This is a genomic window from Flavobacterium sp. (genome assembly GCF_027490375.1).
GTDB lineage: Bacteria > Bacteroidota > Bacteroidia > Flavobacteriales > Flavobacteriaceae > Flavobacterium.
The window spans coordinates 16,287-35,128 of record NZ_JAIXYH010000054.1 but is presented as its reverse complement, the minus strand read 5'-3'; the positions used below and the strand labels follow the sequence as shown (position 1 = coordinate 35,128).

General features: G+C 40.3%; 18 protein-coding genes. 10 read left to right on the top strand and 8 right to left on the bottom strand.

From position 1 onward, the window contains the following. Window positions 1–100 precede the first annotated feature (100 nt). Genes Q0064_RS06630 through Q0064_RS06615 form a run of 4 tightly spaced genes read left to right on the top strand, consistent with a single transcriptional unit; the run spans window position 101 to window position 4,235 of the window. The gene (locus Q0064_RS06630; RefSeq protein ID WP_298146133.1) at window positions 101–2,023 is read left to right on the top strand and encodes a BatA and WFA domain-containing protein; all 1,923 of its coding nucleotides are present in this window, start codon (window positions 101–103) and stop codon (window positions 2,021–2,023) included. Then, window positions 2,020–3,285, top strand: coding sequence for a dihydroorotase (locus tag Q0064_RS06625; RefSeq protein WP_298146130.1), 1,266 nt, complete (start codon window positions 2,020–2,022; stop codon window positions 3,283–3,285). The genes Q0064_RS06630 and Q0064_RS06625 overlap by 4 nt, the downstream gene beginning before the upstream one ends. Next, a complete protein-coding gene (locus Q0064_RS06620) occupies window positions 3,266–3,592 on the top strand; it encodes a hypothetical protein (protein WP_094486375.1) in 327 nt (108 codons plus the stop codon). The genes Q0064_RS06625 and Q0064_RS06620 overlap by 20 nt, the downstream gene beginning before the upstream one ends. 1 nt (window position 3,593) lies before the next feature. Further along, window positions 3,594–4,235, top strand: coding sequence for a dienelactone hydrolase family protein (locus Q0064_RS06615; protein ID WP_298146124.1), 642 nt, complete (start codon window positions 3,594–3,596; stop codon window positions 4,233–4,235). Between the two features lie 304 nt (window positions 4,236–4,539). Here the strand turns inward: Q0064_RS06615 and Q0064_RS06610 are convergent, their stop codons facing one another. Both Q0064_RS06610 and Q0064_RS06605 read right to left on the bottom strand, forming a co-directional pair. Then, complete coding sequence (locus Q0064_RS06610; protein WP_298146120.1) at window positions 4,540–5,037, bottom strand: hypothetical protein; 498 nt, start codon at window positions 5,035–5,037, stop codon at window positions 4,540–4,542. Next, on the bottom strand, window positions 5,034–5,813 hold the full coding sequence (locus tag Q0064_RS06605) for an MBL fold metallo-hydrolase (RefSeq protein WP_298146117.1): 780 nt from the start codon (window positions 5,811–5,813) through the stop codon (window positions 5,034–5,036). The genes Q0064_RS06610 and Q0064_RS06605 overlap by 4 nt, the downstream gene beginning before the upstream one ends. A gap of 139 nt (window positions 5,814–5,952) precedes the next feature. Here Q0064_RS06605 and Q0064_RS06600 point away from each other — a divergent pair, with 139 nt between their 5' ends. Then, a complete protein-coding gene (locus tag Q0064_RS06600) occupies window positions 5,953–7,407 on the top strand; it encodes a TonB-dependent receptor (RefSeq protein WP_094486379.1) in 1,455 nt (484 codons plus the stop codon). 138 nt (window positions 7,408–7,545) lie between these two features. Here Q0064_RS06600 and bcp read toward each other — a convergent pair whose 3' ends face one another. Beyond that, the gene (gene bcp, locus Q0064_RS06595) at window positions 7,546–7,998 is read right to left on the bottom strand and encodes a thioredoxin-dependent thiol peroxidase (RefSeq protein ID WP_094486380.1); all 453 of its coding nucleotides are present in this window, start codon (window positions 7,996–7,998) and stop codon (window positions 7,546–7,548) included. A gap of 228 nt (window positions 7,999–8,226) precedes the next feature. On the opposite strand from bcp, the gene nth reads away from it, so the two are divergent. Further along, on the top strand, window positions 8,227–8,886 hold the full coding sequence (nth, locus tag Q0064_RS06590) for an endonuclease III (RefSeq protein ID WP_298146112.1): 660 nt from the start codon (window positions 8,227–8,229) through the stop codon (window positions 8,884–8,886). A 75-nt stretch (window positions 8,887–8,961) separates the two neighbouring features. On the opposite strand, the gene Q0064_RS06585 is transcribed toward nth, so the two are convergent. Together Q0064_RS06585 and Q0064_RS06580 are read right to left on the bottom strand one after the other, a co-directional pair. Continuing rightward, window positions 8,962–9,105, bottom strand: coding sequence for a hypothetical protein (locus Q0064_RS06585; RefSeq protein ID WP_165764475.1), 144 nt, complete (start codon window positions 9,103–9,105; stop codon window positions 8,962–8,964). A gap of 52 nt (window positions 9,106–9,157) precedes the next feature. Beyond that, a complete protein-coding gene (locus Q0064_RS06580) occupies window positions 9,158–9,742 on the bottom strand; it encodes a sigma-70 family RNA polymerase sigma factor (RefSeq protein WP_298146105.1) in 585 nt (194 codons plus the stop codon). 314 nt (window positions 9,743–10,056) lie between these two features. Here Q0064_RS06580 and uvrA point away from each other — a divergent pair, with 314 nt between their 5' ends. The 3 genes from uvrA to Q0064_RS06565 all read left to right on the top strand — a co-directional run bounded on the left by uvrA (window position 10,057) and on the right by Q0064_RS06565 (window position 13,936). After that, on the top strand, window positions 10,057–12,855 hold the full coding sequence (gene uvrA / locus Q0064_RS06575) for an excinuclease ABC subunit UvrA (RefSeq protein ID WP_298146102.1): 2,799 nt from the start codon (window positions 10,057–10,059) through the stop codon (window positions 12,853–12,855). Window positions 12,856–13,036: 181 nt separating this feature from the next. After that, window positions 13,037–13,222 (top strand): hypothetical protein, encoded by a 186-nt coding sequence (locus Q0064_RS06570; protein WP_298146099.1) that lies wholly within the window; start codon window positions 13,037–13,039, stop codon window positions 13,220–13,222. A 6-nt stretch (window positions 13,223–13,228) separates the two neighbouring features. After that, a complete protein-coding gene (locus Q0064_RS06565; protein WP_298146096.1) occupies window positions 13,229–13,936 on the top strand; it encodes a hypothetical protein in 708 nt (235 codons plus the stop codon). 126 nt (window positions 13,937–14,062) lie between these two features. Here the strand turns inward: Q0064_RS06565 and Q0064_RS06560 are convergent, their stop codons facing one another. Both Q0064_RS06560 and Q0064_RS06555 read right to left on the bottom strand, forming a co-directional pair. After that, window positions 14,063–14,452: a hypothetical protein gene (locus Q0064_RS06560; protein ID WP_298146094.1), complete on the bottom strand. Its 390-nt coding sequence runs from the start codon at window positions 14,450–14,452 to the stop codon at window positions 14,063–14,065. A 40-nt stretch (window positions 14,453–14,492) separates the two neighbouring features. Next, a complete protein-coding gene (locus Q0064_RS06555) occupies window positions 14,493–15,431 on the bottom strand; it encodes a LysR substrate-binding domain-containing protein (RefSeq protein ID WP_298146091.1) in 939 nt (312 codons plus the stop codon). Between the two features lie 93 nt (window positions 15,432–15,524). Here Q0064_RS06555 and katG point away from each other — a divergent pair, with 93 nt between their 5' ends. Next, entirely contained in the window at window positions 15,525–17,807 is a 2,283-nt protein-coding gene (gene katG, locus Q0064_RS06550; RefSeq protein ID WP_298146088.1) for a catalase/peroxidase HPI, read from the top strand. Between the two features lie 233 nt (window positions 17,808–18,040). Here katG and Q0064_RS06545 read toward each other — a convergent pair whose 3' ends face one another. Continuing rightward, window positions 18,041–18,823: a CDP-alcohol phosphatidyltransferase family protein gene (locus Q0064_RS06545; protein ID WP_298146084.1), complete on the bottom strand. Its 783-nt coding sequence runs from the start codon at window positions 18,821–18,823 to the stop codon at window positions 18,041–18,043. Between the last annotated feature and the right edge of the window lie 19 nt (window positions 18,824–18,842).

The following is an 18,842-nucleotide window of genomic DNA, read 5'->3' as shown; positions in this document are numbered from 1 at the left end:
TTTCACAAAGGTCGGTTATGATTTCTGTAATTCTCCTAAATTCTGGGAAAAATTAAGATCTAAAGTTCTATTTTTGGGCTTCGATCAGCAATCATATACGATGTCGTTTAAACATCCCGAATTTCTATACTTTCTCGGATTTTTAATTGTGCCCATACTGGTGCATTTGTTCCAGTTACGACGTTTTAAGAAATACTATTTCACAAACGTAAAACTGTTGCAAGAACTTTCTATTCAAACACGAAAGAGCTCTACCTTAAAAAAATACTTGCTTTTAGCGAGTCGATTATTGCTGTTGAGCTTTCTCATCTTCGCCTTTGCACAACCCTTTTTTGAAAATGAAAATACGCAAGCAGCCGATAACGAATTAGTACTCATTGTAGATAATTCTTTTTCGAACGGAGCTGAAACCAAAAAGGGAAGTGTTTTAGAATATAATATCGCAGCCATTTTATCCGCTTTGGATGAAAACCGAAAAATATCTTTGATTACCAACGACGAAGCTTACTTTAATACCGATATCAAAACCATCCGAAAAGAGGTACAAAAAATTACCCCTTCTGCCCTACCGTTCGACTTAAATGCTGCGATATCGCGCTCAGCCGACGAAGTAAAAGGCGCAAAAGACATCGTTGTTTTTACGGACGGTTTATCGGAATTGAAATCACCTAAAACCGATGGAAATCAGCAGTTGTACTTCCACATTCCAAAAATTGAATCGGAACAAAACATAGCGATTACTAACGTTGAACTCACCGAAACACAAGAAGACTTCTATAAAATTGCCATCGATTTACAAAAATTCGGCGAAGGCGAAGCTTCCACTGCACTTCAAGTTTTTAACGGAAATCTTGCAGTCGCAAAATCCGTTGTAAAACTCAATGCAAATACGCAACGAGTAAGCATTACTTTGCCTAAACTGCCATTCTCTGGCTACGTTCAAATTACAGACAATGCACTGGCGTACGACAACAACTTTTACTTTGAAATTGCCGCGCCACAAAAGTTTAAAGTCTTGCTGGTTGGCGAAACTGAACGTAACGTTTCGCTGCGCAAAATATTTGGAACGACAGAATTCGACTTGACAGAAACCGATATTCGCGGTTTAGATTACGCCGGTATCGGAAAACAGCAGTTGATCATTCTAAACGAGATACCCGAATTCACGCCCACTTTAGTCGCAAATTTGTTAGAAGCCGTCGAAAATGGCGTAAATCTCAGTATTGTACCTCGAGAGACCCTAAGTGCCGACGCTTTCAAAGTAATTCTCGAAAAACTCCAACTTTCAGCGACTGCTTCGGCAAAATCCAAGAAATTAGTTACCGGAATTACCTTTGAAAGCGAATTATTCCAAGGTGTTTTTGAAAAGAAAATCGATAATTTCCAGTATCCTTTCGCTAATCCGTCGTTTACGATTAGCGGACGAACTTTGCCGTTACTCACCTTTGCCGACGGATCTGCATTTCTACAAGCCGTTAAACTCGGTCAAGGACACGTATTCCTTTTTAATGCAGGATTATCGAGTCCGAATTCAAACTTTTACCAATCGCCTTTGGTTGTCGTAACGTTCGATCGGATGGCAACGGGCAACAACAGCGCGGGATTGCAGCAGTTTGAGATTTTTGGAGAACAGGAGAAAATTGTCGACTTGAATTTGGAAACCGATCAAGTTGCTCATATTGTGAATCGTGCTGAAAAATCGTACGATTTCATACCAAAACAACGCATTAACGGAAAAAAATTATATCTCAATTTTGGAGAAGCGCCTACAGTTGCAGGCAACTACGATTTATTATTTGAGGGAAAAGCCATCGACAAAATGAGTTTTAACTACAAACGCAACGAAAGTGATGTAAGCGCTCGGTTCGATATTCCGTCTGCTGCAAAAGAAATAGATTCGTTTGAACAATTGCTATCCGAATTTTCAGCGGCACGCGATAACAGCGGCTTTTGGCGCACTTTGGCACTGCTTGCTTTCTTGTTTTTAATCTGTGAAATATTGATTCAAAAGTTTGTAAAATGACGATACTTCTCAAAAATGTTAGCTGTTACGATTCGCGAAGCTCGTTGCACTTGAAACGCACCGACATCCTTATTAAAGATGGAATAATTCAGCAGATTAGTTCGCAAATTGATGCTTCCGCAGACCGTGTCATTTCGGGCAATAATCTGGGAGTGTCTGTGGGTTGGTTTGATACTTCAGTTCAGTTTGGTGAGCCCGGTTTTGAAGATCGCGGAACCATTAAAAATGGTTTACAAGTCGCAGCAAAATCTGGATTTACCGGAATCTTGTACGAACCAAACAACAATCCGGTTACAGATACACAAGCGCAGGTGCTTTTTGCTTTGGGTAAGTCAGCTAACGAGCTTACGCAAATGTATCCGATTGGTGCGCTTACAGTTGAGCAAAACGGAAGAGATTTATCGAACATTTACGAAATGCATTTGGCAGGAGCTGTAGCGTTTGGCGATTACAAAAAAACTCCTGACGATGCCAACGTACTTAAACTAGCCTTGCAATACACCAAAGATTTAAACACTGTGGTAATTTGTTACTCACTCGATAAGAAATTAGCAGGCAAAGGTTTCGCTTCCGAAGGTGTGGCGGCAACGAAACTCGGCTTAAAAGGCATTCCTGCTTTGGCAGAAAGCGTCGAAATTAGTCGAAATATAGAAGTTTTACGTTATGCGGGCGGCAAACTGCACTTCCCAACAATATCTACAGCAGAAAGCGTAGCGGTAATTCGTCGGGCTAAAGCAGCAGGATTGGCTGTAACGTGCAGTGTTTCGATGAATAACATCATGATGACGGAAGATGATTATTCCGACTTCGACAGCAACAAAAAAGTAATGCCTCCACCACGAAGTTCCGCAGATCAAGCGGCACTTATCGAAGGGTTAAAAGACGGAACAATCGATTGCATCACCACCGATCATGCACCAAGAACTTTAGAAGAAAAAATGGTTGAATTCGAAATTGCATTGCCGGGAAGTATCGGTTTAGATTATGCTTTCGGCTGTTTGCATACGAAGTTAGAAACCGAGTTGCTCATAGATAAATTAACAGCAGGACGCGCGCTATTTGGCATCGCAACACCCCAGATAAAAGAAGGTGAAAAAGCCAATCTAACGATTTTTGAAACTGCTGTAACAGCACAGGTAGGCCTAGAGAATTTGTACAGCACTTGTAAAAATGCCGCGCTACTCGGATTTGAAACCAAAGGAAAAGTTGTAGGAAGTATCAATAATAATCAAGTTGTAATTCATGACACCACAAGAAATTAATTCAGGAAAAACGGCGGCTATTATTAGTTATATCGTATTTGTTGGTCCGCTTATCGCGATGTCGATGAACGCTGAAGATAAAAATCCGTATGCAAGTTTTCACATTCGCCAAGGACTTGGATTAACGATTACGTTTATTTCCTTGGGCGTGATCATTTCGAACTTCGAAAGTTTACAAATTGCTACAGCTTTGTGGATTTTTATCAGCGTACTTATGTTTTACGGAATTTTCAGTGCTTCGTCGGGAAGCATCAAACCGCTGCCGCTGCTGGGAAGTTTGTTCCAAAAATTCTTCAAAAAACTATAAAATGACCGAACTCTACGCCTTGGAGCGCGCTGCCGCAGAAAAAAACGAAAATTCTCGATTAATTTTTCTGATTCACGGCTACGGAAGTAATGAAGAAGATTTATTTGGCTTCGCTCCCGAATTACCTGCCAACGACCATATTATCTCGCTTCGTGCGCCCTACGATTTGTATTACGGAAGTTTTGCTTGGTATGCAATAAATTTTGATGCCAACGAAAATAAGTTTAGCGATTTAGTGCAAGCGGCGCAGTCTCGCGACTTACTAAAAGAAACAATCGAACGCTATCAAGCTGCTCGTGGCTTTTCGGCAGACCGAACGGTGGTAATTGGTTTTAGCCAAGGAGCGATTTTATCGTATGCCCTAACGCTGTCATATCCTGAAACAGTACCCAATATTGCTGCGTTGAGCGGCTATTTGAATACGGAAATCGTTTTAGAAACGAAAGAGAACAGTTTCGAAAAAACACGAATTTTTGTTTCGCACGGGATTGTAGATCAAGTTATTCCCATTGATTGGGCTCGAAAAGCTCCCGAAAAATTAACTGCACTCGGAATTCGTCACGAATTTCACGAATATGCCGCCGGACATGGCGTTGCGCCTCAAAATTTCTTTGACCTTTTAGATTGGTTGAAAAAAGTTTAAGAAAATGAATTCCATCAAAACAATTTTGCTTGCTAATACATTTGGCAAGATTGTCGCATGAGCTGTAAAATTTACGGTTTTTCCGTAATGAAATGTTAGTTTTTTTCGCGAGCTTCGCCTTAACGGGAAGGGGAATAACGGGTTTATCCCTACGAAAACCCAAACAATAAATTTTACGGAAAAACCGCATATTTCATCAAATTTTGAAATTTTAACATTTCAATTCTTTTGTGCAAGTTTCACAAAATAAAAAAGCGGACACTCCTTATCAGAATATCCGCTTTTTTTAGTTGAATATGGACACTTATTTGCTGTAAAGAAGCGATTCGGCTGTTTCGAAATCTACGGTACCATCATCGTTAATGAAGTATTTAATAATGGCTTCGCCCCAAAGATCAGTATTGTTAAAGTCGACAATAATCCAGCGGTGGTTCAAAACTTTCACCTTATTAACTAAGAACTTTTTTCCGTCAATTGGCTCGTAACCGGTGTACGGATTTCCTGTTGGCTTGTCGTTATATGAAATCAGCTGCTCTTTAACGAACGGAATTAATTTTTCCGGAGCGATAAAACTTCCATCGGGTTTTTCGAAATAGTTTTGTGCGTTCTGGTTGTTTTCCAATGCGAAATAATTGGAATCAGCCGAAGCATCTTCTAATTTCTTGATTTTGTCTGAAGATCGCTTTTCCACCTTCGTTAATTGATCCTGATTAAACTTCACCTGTTTTGATAAAAAAACGTAGGTAAACACATTGAATAATACCGATAAAATAAAGAGATACAAGAAGATAGATTTTTTCATAAAATTTCAATTTCGAGGTTGTCGTATGCTAATTCTATAGATTTAGGAAGTGTTTTTGACACACTTTCGTGGAATCCCAAATGGTGACTGATGTGCGTAAAATAGGTTTTCTTGGGTTGTATTTGTTCAATAACGGCAAGTGCTTCATCCACGTTTAAATGTGTGGGATGCGGCTCTTGTCGAAGCACATTGATAATTAGTACATCCAAATTCTTAAGCTGTTCTAGCGCTTCCGCAGAAAGTGTTTTCACATCGGTCATGTAAGCTACTTTTCCAAATCGGAAGCCTAAAATGGGCAGATTTCCGTGTTTTGCTTCGATCGGAAGTATGTCGATATCCCCAATTTTAAAAGCTTTGCCCGCTTCGATGATGTGTACCTGAACCTCGGGCGCACCGGGATAGCGGTTTTCTTCATCAAAAATATAGGCAAAACGCGAACGCAAATTTTGATTTACTGCCTCAGAAACGTAAATAGGCAATGCGCCTTTCGACAGCGAAAACGGGCGAATATCGTCGAGACCGGCGGTATGATCGGCGTGTTCGTGAGTAAATAAAATGGCGTCGAGCTTAGCGGTTTGCGATCGCAACATTTGTTGACGAAAGTCCGGACCGCAATCGATTACCAAAGTAGTTGTTGCCGATTTAACGCGAATGGAAACACGTAGGCGCTTGTCTCGAAAATCTTCACTTAAACAAACAGGATGCGTGCTTCCAATAACTGGAATACCTTGTGAAGTTCCTGTTCCTAAAAAATAGACGTCTAATTTCGGATTCATCGATGGCAAAGTTATTAATCTGTTTCCGTTTTGGCACGAAATATGTGCAATTGTTATTGCTAATTAAATGCTAACTTTCGGGCAAAATAGCAGGAATCACCAAGCTTTTATTATAATTTTGTGCTAAATCGCAACAGCAATGGACACCGGAATAAAGTTAAAAGGAGACAAGGTCATTGAACAAGTACCTTCAATAAAAGATAAGGCGCTACGCATTAACTTAAACGAAAACATCTACGGAACTTTTGCAGAAATCGGTGCCGGCCAAGAAACAGTGCGTCACTTCTTTAGATCGGGCGGCTCTTCTGGGACGATTGCTAAGGCGATGTCGGCGTACGACAAAGATTTTTCGGATGCGATTTACGGTGTTGAAGCCGACGGTCGTTATGTGACCGAATCGCGTTTAAAGAAAATGTTGAATCACGAAGTTGATTTGATTGAACGCCGTTTGAGTCGTGAAAAACATCCGAATAAAATTTTCTTCAGTTACGCAAACACGGTTGCAACCATCGATTTTGCGAAGCAATATAAGGGACACGGTTGGGTTGGTATTCGGTTCCAGATTGAACCCGACGAAGATTACAACGAAATCATCATTCACATTCGTTTTAAGGAAACCGATGCGCGCTTGCAGCAAGAAACTTTAGGAATCCTAGGTGTGAACTTGATTTACGGTGCATTCTATAAATACAACGATCCGAAAAGATTACTTCGCTATTTGTACGATCATTTGGATAAAGATCAGCTGGAAATTGATACGATAAACTTCAGCGGACCGCGTTTTGCGAATGTCGATAACCGTTTAATGAGTTTGCAGTTGGTGAAAAACGGCATGACTGATGCGGTAATGTTCGGACCCGATGGAAACAACATTTTGCCAGCAGCAATTCTTTACAAAAAAAATATTCTCGCTTTACGCGGAAGTTTCCGACCCGTAACGGTAGTAAACATGGATATGTACAAAAAGTCGTATCAAATGTTTATTCAGGAGAATAAAGTAGATGAGAAAAATACGTTGGTCGTTTTCGAAATCACATTATCGAATTTACGTTCCGACGGCGAAATCGACGAACGCGACTTTATGGATCGCGCTGAATTGCTTTGCTCGCTCGGACAAACGGTAATGATTTCGAACTTCCAAGAATACTACAAGGTTGTTGAATATTTCAGCAACTACACCAAAGCACGTATGGGATTGGCATTGGGTGTAAACAACTTGATTGATATTTTCGACGAGAAATACTACCGCCATTTGAGTGGAGGAATTTTGGAAGCTTTTGGAAAATTGTTTTATCGCGATTTAAAAGTGTTTCTGTATCCGATGTTGGGCGAAGATGGAGAAATCATCAATTCGGAGAATTTGAAAGTACATCCGCGCATGAAAGAATTGTATAAGTTCTTTAAATTCAATGGAAAAGTGGTTGATATCGACGATTTCGATCCACAGAATTTACAGGTGTTTTCACGCGAAGTACTAAAAATGATTGGCCAAGGGAAACCAGGCTGGGAACCGATGTTGCCACAAGGTATTGCCGAGCTCATTAAAAAGCACCGTTTATTTGGTTACGATCCGAATAAAGTGCTGGTTTCGTAGTGAACTCCTAATTAACCTGCGATTTTTCACGATTTGAAATGATCAAAAGTCGAGATTGAACTGAAAGCAGGCAGAAATAAGATATAAAAAAACCCGATTCATTTTTTGAATCGGGTTTTTTATTTGAAACACAGCTAACTATTTAAGAATCTGCGCCGCGTGTGCTTTTGTTTTTACGTCGGAGATCACGTCTTCGATAAGGCCCTGCTCGTCGATTAGGAACGTGGTTCTATGAATTCCGTCGTAGGTTTTTCCCATAAATTTCTTGGGACCCCAAACGCCAAACGCCTGAATAACAGCTTTATCTTCATCGGCAATAAGTGGAAACGGCAGGTGGTACTTGTCTTTGAACTTGGCTTGTGCTTTCGCAGAGTCGGCACTAACGCCTAACAATTCGTAGCCACGTGCTTGCAGGTGTTCGAAGTTGTCGCGCAAATCGCAGGCTTCGGCGGTGCAGCCCGGTGTATCGGCTTTTGGATAGAAGAAAACCACGAGTTTTTTTCCTAGGTAATCGGCGGCTTTGTGTACGTTGCCGTCTTGATCTTTACCTTCAAATTGGGGCACTTTATCGCCTTTTGTTAATGTAGTCATTCGGATTAATTTTGTTAATTTGATGAATTGATCTTGTGAACGATTTTTGGTTTAGGAGGCCCGGCCTTGATGGACGCGAAAACCCCGCACATTTTACCGCTATGAAGCCGGCGTAAAACACAGCGACCTAAGAAGCTCGTGTTTTTGCCTGGGCTGAATTGCGGGAAAATGGAGGAGTTGCAGCAAACAACAAGAAAAGCCGCCAAAAACCTGTCTAAAATTATTGAAATGAATAAATCTGAACGCGTTTCATTCGTTATAAATACGTTAAAAGAATTGTATCCGGAGATTCCGATACCTCTCGACCACACCGATGCGTACACCTTGCTGATTGCGGTTTTGCTGTCGGCGCAGTGTACCGATGTTCGGGTGAACCAGGTGACGCCAATTTTGTTTGCCGAAGCCTCGACGCCGGAAGCGATGATACGTTTGGGACAGGACCGCATTAAGGAAATTATTCGTCCGTGCGGATTGAGTCCGATGAAATCGGCTGGTATTTTTGGCTTGTCGCAGATTTTACTAGAGAAATACAATGGCGAAGTTCCACAGAGTTTTGAAGCTCTGGAAGCGTTACCGGCAGTTGGACACAAAACGGCCAGCGTGGTGATGTCGCAAGCCTTTGGCGTTCCGGCTTTTCCGGTGGATACGCACATTCATCGACTTATGTATCGTTGGGGATTTTCGAACGGCAAAAGTGTCGTACAAACCGAACGCGACGCTAAACGATTGTTTCCTAAAGAAATTTGGAACGATTTACATCTACAAATTATTTGGTACGGCCGAGAATACTCACCGGCACGTGGTTGGGATTTGGAGCGCGACATCATTACCAAAACTATTGGTCGAAAAACGGTAATTTCGGACTATTACAAGTCGAAAAAGACGTAATATTCCGTGAATGCAATTCGATTATGAAAAGCATTTTCATAAAAAAATCCGGCCTAAACCGGATTTTCTCATTTTTTAGTTTGCTATGATTTCTAGCTGCACATTTCCTACTTTTTTCATAGTCAGTGCTTTGGAATAATTGAGCAGAAACCGTACCGTCTCAGGTTTCGGATGCATAGGTTTCACAGTAATTTTTTTTTGCGCGTAGATTTTTGCCATAATTGTGTGTTTGTCTGTTTAAAACAGAACGCCACAAATACGGCAATATTGTCTAATTCGTCAAAATAATTTGATGTTTTTCAATGAGCTTTCGCAAATTCATTAGCGCGTAACGCATGCGACCGAGCGCTGTGTTAATGCTAACACCCGTGTTATCGGCAATTTCTTTGAAACTGAGGTCTTGGTACATCCGCATCATGAGCACTTCGCGCTGATCGGCAGGTAGTTCGAGGATGAGTTTCCGCAAGTCGCCTTCGATTTGCTCGGTAATGATTTGGTTTTCGATGTTTAAATCGGCTTCTTTTATGGTATTGAACACCGAATATTCGTCGGTATCGCGTACCATTGGCATTTTTTTATTTCTGCGGAAGTGATCTACAATGAGGTTATGAGCAATACGCATGACCCAAGGTAAGAACTTCCCTTCTTCGTTGTACGAATCGGATTTTAGCGTTTTAATGACTTTGATAAACGTATCTTGAAAGATATCGTCGGACACGTCTCTGTCGTTAACTTTCGAGTAAATGAAACCGTACAGTTTTGATTGGTGTCTGTTAATAAGGATTTCGAGTGCCGATTCGTCACCAGCAACGTAATTCCGAATCAAAAGGGCGTCGGGGAGTTGAACAGTAGCCATAACATACTTCTTTTAAAACGTGAGCAATTTTTAAAACTAAAAGTATTGTTATTGTATAGGCGTCTGTTATTTTGATGTTAATTATGAACCAAATGTAAACACATTTCGAAATGAAATGCAAAAAATATCTTGATTTTTAACATTTACAAACAATTTTAACGTAATTCAACCAAAACTGTAACCAAATATGTAATTAAAACCCGAATATCTTACATATTTTAAGATGCTAAATTTTATATCAAGTTGCGTCTGTTATCAATTGTTTACTAGAATAAGCCTTCTGCCTTTCATATCTTTGCGTAAAATTAGCTTTTATGCACGCCGACATTGCCGAATTAGACTCCAAGCACAACATTATCATCAAAGGTGCTCAGATGCACAACCTTAAAGATTTAAGTGTTGGTATTCCGCGAAACAAACTGGTAGTTATCACCGGATTATCAGGAAGCGGAAAATCGAGTTTGGCGTTTGATACGCTTTACGCGGAAGGACAACGGCGCTATGTAGAGAGCTTGTCGTCGTATGCGCGTCAGTTTCTTGGTCGACTCGACAAGCCGAAAGTCGAATACATCAAAGGTATTGCTCCTGCGATTGCCATTGAACAAAAGGTAAATACCACCAACGCCCGATCGACGGTTGGAACCAGCACTGAGATTTACGATTACATAAAACTATTATTTGCTCGAATTGGCAAAACGTATTCGCCTACTTCGGGTGAAGAAGTGACTAAAGATACCGTAACTTCGGTGATTGAACGCGTAAAAACGTTCGAGAACGGAAGTCGATGGTTGTTGTTATCGCCGCTTTTTATCGAGAAAGGTCGCACAGTCGAGCAAAAACTTTCGGTATTGCTGCAACAGGGATTTGCCCGTATGCTTGCCGATGGGAAATTGCTCCGTATTGACGAGGTTTTAGAAACGAAAACCAAATTTGAAGTAGGCTTTTTGGTTGTTGACCGAATTGTAATCAACAAAGAAAACGAGGATGATGAAGATTTCTTGAATCGTTTAGCCGACGCCATTCAAACGGCATTTTATGAAGGAAAAGGAAAATGTACGTTGGCATCGGCAGATGGCGACGAACGTTATGTGTTTAGCAACAGTTTCGATCGCGACGGCATGACGTTTTTGGAGCCTAATGTGCATTTATTTAGCTTTAATAATCCGTTTGGCGCTTGTCCGAAATGCGAAGGTTTTGGCAGTGTTATAGGTATTGATGAAGACTTGGTGATTCCAAATGCCTCGCTTTCTATCTACGAAAATGCAGTTTACGCTTGGCGTGGCGAAAGCATGAGTTGGTACCGCGATCAGTTGGTAAATAATGCCTACAAGTTCAATTTTCCGATTCACCGTCCGTACGCGCAACTCAGCGACAGCGAAAAAGAACTGCTTTGGAAAGGCAATAAGTACTTTGTAGGTTTAAACGATTTCTTCAAGGAATTGGAAGAAAAGAACTACAAAATTCAAAATCGGGTGATGTTGGCGCGTTACCGCGGAAAAACCAAATGCCCCGATTGCAAAGGAACGCGACTCCGCAAAGAAGCAGCGTATGTGAAGATTAACGGAAAATCGATTTCCGACTTGGTAAACGTTTCGATTAAGGATTTGATTCCCTTTTTTGATGGTTTGCAATTGAGTGCGTTCGATGCCAAGGTTGCTGAACGTTTGTTGATTGAGATTAAGAGTCGACTTCGATTTTTATCGGATGTTGGTTTGAGTTATTTGAATTTGAATCGCAATTCAGCCTCGTTATCGGGTGGCGAATCGCAGCGTATCAATTTGGCGACGTCTTTGGGAAGTTCGTTGGTAGGTTCGATGTACATTCTAGACGAACCGAGTATAGGTTTGCATCCAAAGGATACCGAGCGATTGATCAAAGTTCTGTTGCATTTACGCGATTTGGGAAATACTGTGATTGTAGTAGAGCACGACGAAGACATCATGAAAATGGCCGATGTGATTATAGACATCGGACCCGAAGCAGGTTCTTTGGGAGGAACGTTGGTTGCCCAGGGAACGTTCGACGAAATTTTGAAATCGAATTCGCTAACGGCTCGTTATCTAAATGGCGATTTAGAAATTGAAGTGCCAAAAAAACGTCGAAAATGGTCGGCGTATATCGATATTTTAGGAGCACGAGAAAACAATTTAAAAAATGTTGACGTTCGTTTTCCGCTGGAAGTACTTACTGTAATTACGGGCGTTTCCGGTAGTGGAAAGAGTACTTTAGTGAAGAAAATTCTGTATCCGGCGATGCAGAAGAAATTGGAAGGCATTGGCGAAAAAGCGGGTAAGTTTGGCGAATTGCAAGGACATTACCACAAAATCCAGCATATCGAATACGTGGATCAGAATCCGATTGGAAGAAGTTCACGCTCGAATCCAGTAACATATATAAAAGCCTACGACGAAATTCGCGATTTGTATGCGAAGGAAAAATTATCGAAGATTCGCGGCTATCAATCCAAGCATTTTTCGTTTAACGTCGACGGCGGTCGCTGCGAAACTTGCAAAGGCGAAGGCAGCATCGAAGTAGAAATGGTTTTCATGGCCGATGTCTCATTGCCTTGCGACGCTTGTAAAGGAAAACGCTTCAAAAACGATATTTTAGAAGTGAAGTTTGCCGAAAAGAACATCGACGATATTTTAACAATGACTATCGACGAGGCCGTGCAGTTTTTCGACGAAAATAAGCAACCTAAAATCGTGCAACGTTTGCAGCCGTTACAAGATGTTGGTTTGGGTTATGTACAATTGGGACAATCATCATCGACTTTATCTGGAGGTGAAGCGCAACGTATTAAATTGGCCTCATTTTTAGTGAAAGGAAGTACGAAGGAAAAGGCGTTGTTTATTTTCGATGAGCCAACAACGGGTTTGCACTTTCACGACATTAAAAAGTTACTGAAATCGTTTGATGCATTGATTGACAAGGGACATTCGATTATTGTTATTGAGCACAATTTAGATTTGATGAAATGTGCCGATTGGGTTATCGATTTGGGTCCGGAAGGTGGTGATAACGGCGGAGAATTATTGGCTGCTGGAACTCCTGAAGAGCTTGTGAAAAATAAAAAATCGATTACGGCGAAGTATTTGAAGGAGAAGTTGTAAATGGATTCCAGTCACTAATTTCTTCGAAAACAGTCGAATGAGAATTGTATTTATGATAAAAATATCGTTTTGAAAACCCCGTTATATTTTTGAGCGCTTAGGCAGTAGTTTGTGAATTTCCTGCAAAAAGAGAAAATTGGAATAAAAATTGTTTTAATTTTGATGATGAAAAGTAAAAAACATGATGTCACTAATTAATCTTTTCAAAAAATCAACACCGAAAGATACGGGATTACGAGGAACCACTGAGGGTCGCTTGTATGTAGATAAAAAAGTTTTCTACAACAGAAAAGAAGTTAGGGAAGCCATCAAAAGTTTAAAAGAATCCGTCGTTATTAAGGAGCAGATTGAGGCACATAGAATCTAGTATATGATGCCCTATAACCTACTATTGCTGCCTGTAATCGTTGGCTACTTCATATTAATATATTCACATTACTTTAAGTATAATACGCAGCGTTTGACACAAAACCGCATACTTTTTGAATCTGTTTCTGTTGCGTTGCTAATTATTGTATTCGGTTTTCTGTTAAGAACAGTAGTAGAATTGATATTTCCTGAATTAACGGCTTTTCTCGTCAAACAGCTTGAATTTGTTCCGATTAAGAAGGTTGATTATTTTTGGACTATCTTCTTTTCTTGTACGATCGCTTTAATAGCAGTTTATGTAACCAACATCTATTTGTTATGGCGTTTTAAAGAATTTCAACTAATAGGTTGGGCTGTGGATAAAAATGGCGATGAACTCGAAAAATTATTCAAAAGATCAGTAGTTGAAGCGTCTTTCATTCAAGTAACTTTAAAAAACGACAAAGTTTATATCGGTTATTCTGAAATAATTCCTATTCCTCAGAAAACTAACTATCTTATACTAACTCCGATACTAAGCGGATATAGAGATGATCGAAAACAGCTCCATATAACAACTGATTATTTTAAAGTTGTAGAAGAATTTCTGGAAAAGCTAGACAGCGATGAAAAATCGGTAACGTTAAATACCGACATCATAATTAAACAAGATGAAATCCTAACCGCCTGTATTTATGAGCAAGAAATCTTTAATAAATTTAACCAACACTAGGTTTCTCGCGGTAGTAAAATGATTGCAGTTTTCTCTGTTGCTATTAATAAAGAAGATAAATTAAAAAAATGCCTTTAAGACATTTACAAATTTTATTCCCTTATAATCTCAAAATATGATTTTATGTTAAACCACCTCCTGCTTCGCCAAACGCCAATACATCAAAGGTGCAAAAAGCAATAAAGGAGACGCGAAATACCAATTTTCCAAATCCTCAATTTTAAATATGCCTAAAACAAAGAGGATGCTGTAAATAAATAGGCAGTTGCTGCACAAGTAAAATACAAAATGAAACAGAAAATGTGTTGGAAAACGCTTGAATTTCAATTGTAAGAGCAAAAACAAAAAGCCTAAAACTGCTGCAATTACGCAGGTATAAATGAATTCAAAATACAGGGTTAATCCTTTAAACATACCAGCAGGCTCTGTATAATAATTAAAAAACATATACACGCACCACAAATAAATGAAAAGCAGCGAAATAGCTGCATGACGATAGAATAAGACTGATTTCATGATTGTTTTTTTAAGTCGTAAGCAAGCCTTATGCCAAAAATTATGAAAGCGGATTGAGTTGTGCTCCTTGATTACCGATTTTTGGTAATTGATGTACAACTTTATCCGAAACTTCCTTCTGCAAAATGTGTAGCAACTTATTTTTTACAAAATGATTGTGCACTACCAACCCAATAGTTCGATAGGGAATCGGATTCGAAAAGCTACTTAAATGCAAACGCTCAGCTTCAGGAAAATCGGTTGTAGCCAAATAAGGTAAGAATGTCGCCGCTTTATTAGCCTTCACAAAACGCAACAAACCATCTATCGAACCGGCTTTGTACTCAAAATTTAACTTCGAAGTCAGCAAGCGATCGCGTTGATCACAAATTTGCAGTACCTGCGTTCGCATACAATGCCCCTCCTCCATCACACATAAATTATTCAAATCGATACTCTTAGCAGCTACTTCTGCGCAACCTACTTGCTCGGCATCGTAAAATAAAAATGGCTCGTCGTACAGCGGATACTCGATAATTTCTTTGTCGTTTATCGGAGTAGATAAAATGCCGATGTCCAAGGCACGCGATTTTAACTTACGGATGATTTCCGCTGTCGTTTCTTCGCGAACAATGACATTCAAGTTCGGAAACTTCCTCGCAAAGTCCTGCAAAAACAGCGGAAGCAAAAACGGCGCAACGGTAGGAATCACCGACAAACTCAAAGTTCCGGTAATTTCACCCTTTAATTCCTGTGTCAATTCTTTAAAAGCTGCAATATTCTTTGAAATGACTTGCAGTTGCTTCACAATTTCCAAACCTTCGGTAGTAAGCTGCACCGGTTTCTTTTTGCGATCAAAAATCTTAATGCCAATTTCATCTTCAAATTTGGAAATCATGGTGCTCAATGTCGATTGCGTCACAAAGCACTTCTCTGCGGCTAATTCAAAATGCTGGTACTCGTGAACCGCTAAAACGTACTGAAATTGCTGAATATTCATCTACTGCATCAATAATGTTATTGAAAATATCGTTTTTATAGAACAAACATACTAATTACTTTTGAACTGTTAAAGATCTTAAACCACTGACATATGAAAAAATTCTTCACATTAACAAGCATTCTTATGGCATTCAGCATGCAAGCGCAGGAACGCGCGGAAGGCGGAAAATGTCCGTTTGGTTTCGACAATCCGGGCAAAGCAGCTGCAACTACCGAGGCAGCGCCTACTCCACAAAACGGTTATACAAATAAAGACTGGTGGCCGAGTCAGCTTGACCTAAGCGTCTTGCGAAAAAATTCGGAATTATCAGATCCGATGGGCGCCAACTACAATTACGCAAAAGCGTTTAAATCGCTCGATTATCAGGCTTTGAAAAAAGACATCAATACATTAATGACGTCTTCGCAAGAATTTTGGCCAGCCGATTTCGGAAGCTATGCAGGTTTATTTATCCGTATGGCGTGGCACAGCGCAGGAACGTACCGTACGGGCGACGGTCGTGGCGGTTCGCGTGCCGGACAACAACGCTTTGCTCCACTAAACAGTTGGCCCGATAATGCCAACTTAGACAAAGCACGTCGATTACTTTGGCCAATCAAGCAGAAATACGGAAACAAGATTTCATGGGCCGATTTGATGATACTTGCCGGAAATGTAGCGCTCGAAAACGCTGGATTTAAAACTTTCGGATTTGCAGGCGGCCGTGTCGACGTATGGGAACCTGAATCACACGTTTATTGGGGACCTGAGAAAAAATGGTTAGACGATAAGCGTTACAGCGAAGGTCGCAAACTTGAGAATCCGCTTGCCGCTGTACAAATGGGATTAATTTATGTGAATCCGGAAGGTCCGAACGGAAATCCAGATCCAGTACTTGCCGCAAAAGACATTCGTGAAACCTTTGGAAGAATGGGAATGAACGACGAAGAAACCGTTGCATTAATTGCCGGCGGACACACCTTAGGTAAAACGCACGGCGCTGCTGATGCTAAAAATGTAGGTGTAGAACCAGAAGCCGCTGGTATCGAAGCACAAGGTTTGGGCTGGCAAAACGCGTACAAATCAGGTAAAGGAGGCGATGCTATTACTTCAGGCTTAGAAGTTACGTGGACAAAAACGCCAAACAAATGGAATCAGGATTACTTCCAAATACTTTTTGGATACGAATGGGAATTAACGAAAAGTCCGGCGGGAGCACACCAATGGATAGCCAAAACCGAAGATTTAGTGATTCCGGATGCTTTCGATAAAACGAAAAAGCACAAACCATACATGTTAACCACCGATTTGTCGATGCGTTTCGATCCGGAATACGAGAAAATCTCACGTAAATTTATGGCCGATCCTAATGCATTCAACGATGCCTTTGCACGCGCTTGGTTTAAATTAACACACCGCGATATGGGTCCGAAAACTACCTACCTAGGACCAGAAGCACCATCGGAAGATTTAATTTGGCAAGATCCGATTCCGGCGGTAAACCACAAATTAGTTACGGCAAAAGACATTTCCAAACTAAAAACCACCTTGTTAAACAGCGGATTAAGTTTATCGGAAATGGTTAGTACTGCTTGGGCTTCGGCTTCTACATTCAGAATTTCAGACCGTCGTGGAGGTGCAAACGGAGCACGTATTCGACTAGAGCCACAACGTAATTGGGAAGTTAACAACCCAGCTCAATTGAAAAAAGTACTTGCTGTTTACGAGCGCATTCAAAATGATTTCAATTCAAAATCGAAAGATGTAAAAGTATCTTTAGCAGATATCATTGTGTTAGCGGGAAGCGCTGCTGTAGAACAAGCTGCCAAAAATGCCGGCTATACTGTGGAAGTACCGTTTGCACCAGGACGTATGGATGCTTCGCAAGAACAAACCGCAGTAGCTTCGTTCGATGTTTTAGAACCTATTGCCGACGGATTTAGAAACTACAGCAAGAAACAATACACCGTTCCAACAGAGGCATTACTCATTGATAAAGCACAACAATTAACGCTTACTGCTCCGGAAATGACCGTTTTAGTTGGAGGTTTACGCGCCTTGAATGCAAACTATAATGGAAACAAACACGGTATCTTGGCAAACACCAAAGACCAATTAAACAACGAGTATTTTGTGAAATTGTTGGAAATTGGTACCACTTGGACAGCAACCGACGATACGCAAGAAATCTTTGAAGGACGCAACAGCAATACCAAAGCTTTAAAATGGACAGCTACTCGTGCCGATTTGATCTTCGCATCCAACTCAGAATTACGCGCCTTAGCCGAAGTGTACGCTAGCGACGATTCCAAAGAAAAATTCGTGAAAGATTTCGTTGCAGCTTGGACGAAAGTGATGAATTTGGATCGTTTCGATTTGCAATTCAACTTCTAATAGTCGAACGGCAGAAATTAATTTCTAGCAAAAACAGAAAACCAACTGGATTTGAACTATCAAATTCGGTTGGTTTTTTTTATGGAATAATAAGATATGAAGTTCTGATTTAAATAATAATAAACTGATTTTCAATAAATAAACTACTGGCTTTTCATCTAAAGAACAGAGTTACCACTTTTATTCTTTATTGCAAGCGAAATTCGATTTAAGAATAAAATCGCTTTTGAAAATTACAAGCCAACAGGTAAATGATAAAAGTAGCGCCGAACGCCTACGCAAATAAAAACCATGGCGGTATATGCTACGAAGAACGGCAGAATCAGCTGTTTGAAATCGAATACCAGCAAGAACGCAATAACGAATAGCTGAAAACCTAATCCGAAAGTGGAGACAAATGTCATTAACCAATTCGGGAAAATTTGCCCTTTACTCGCGTTTCGATCGAGCGCATAAATCGCTTTATCAAAAACGGAATAAAACAACTTGTACAAAAAGAACAAGACATTTACGTGCTTTTGCGATTCGCCGGGCAAAGCAATAGGCGTTTTATCTTCGATTACGCGACTTGTTGTATCGCCTGCAAAGCGATTTCTTAAAATCACATAGTAGTAATTGTAGAGTGTTCCTTGTAGTTGAAGACCTAAAAAAGCGAGAAAACAAATCCAAATAGAAATATCAGTCACGTACCAAATCGCGAGAAAAATAAAAAAGTTCAAGATTATGTCGGCCACCGAGTCGGTATAACGACCCACGTACGAAGGTGTTTGTTTCACGCGCGATAATTCGCCATCGGCCGCATCTAAAATCGATTTTACAATTAAGAAAAAAGCGGCTAGGAAATAGTGATCAGAAAGGATGCAATAGATCGCGATACAACCAGCGATGATAAATCCGAATGTCACATGAAGTGGTGTTAATGAAGTGTTTTTTAAAGAAATAGCAATGATTTTTGCCGCTGGCCGACCGTAGTCTGAAAGATCAATAAACTTGTATTCTTGAGGTAATTTACTCATTCGCTAACGTTGGTTTTCT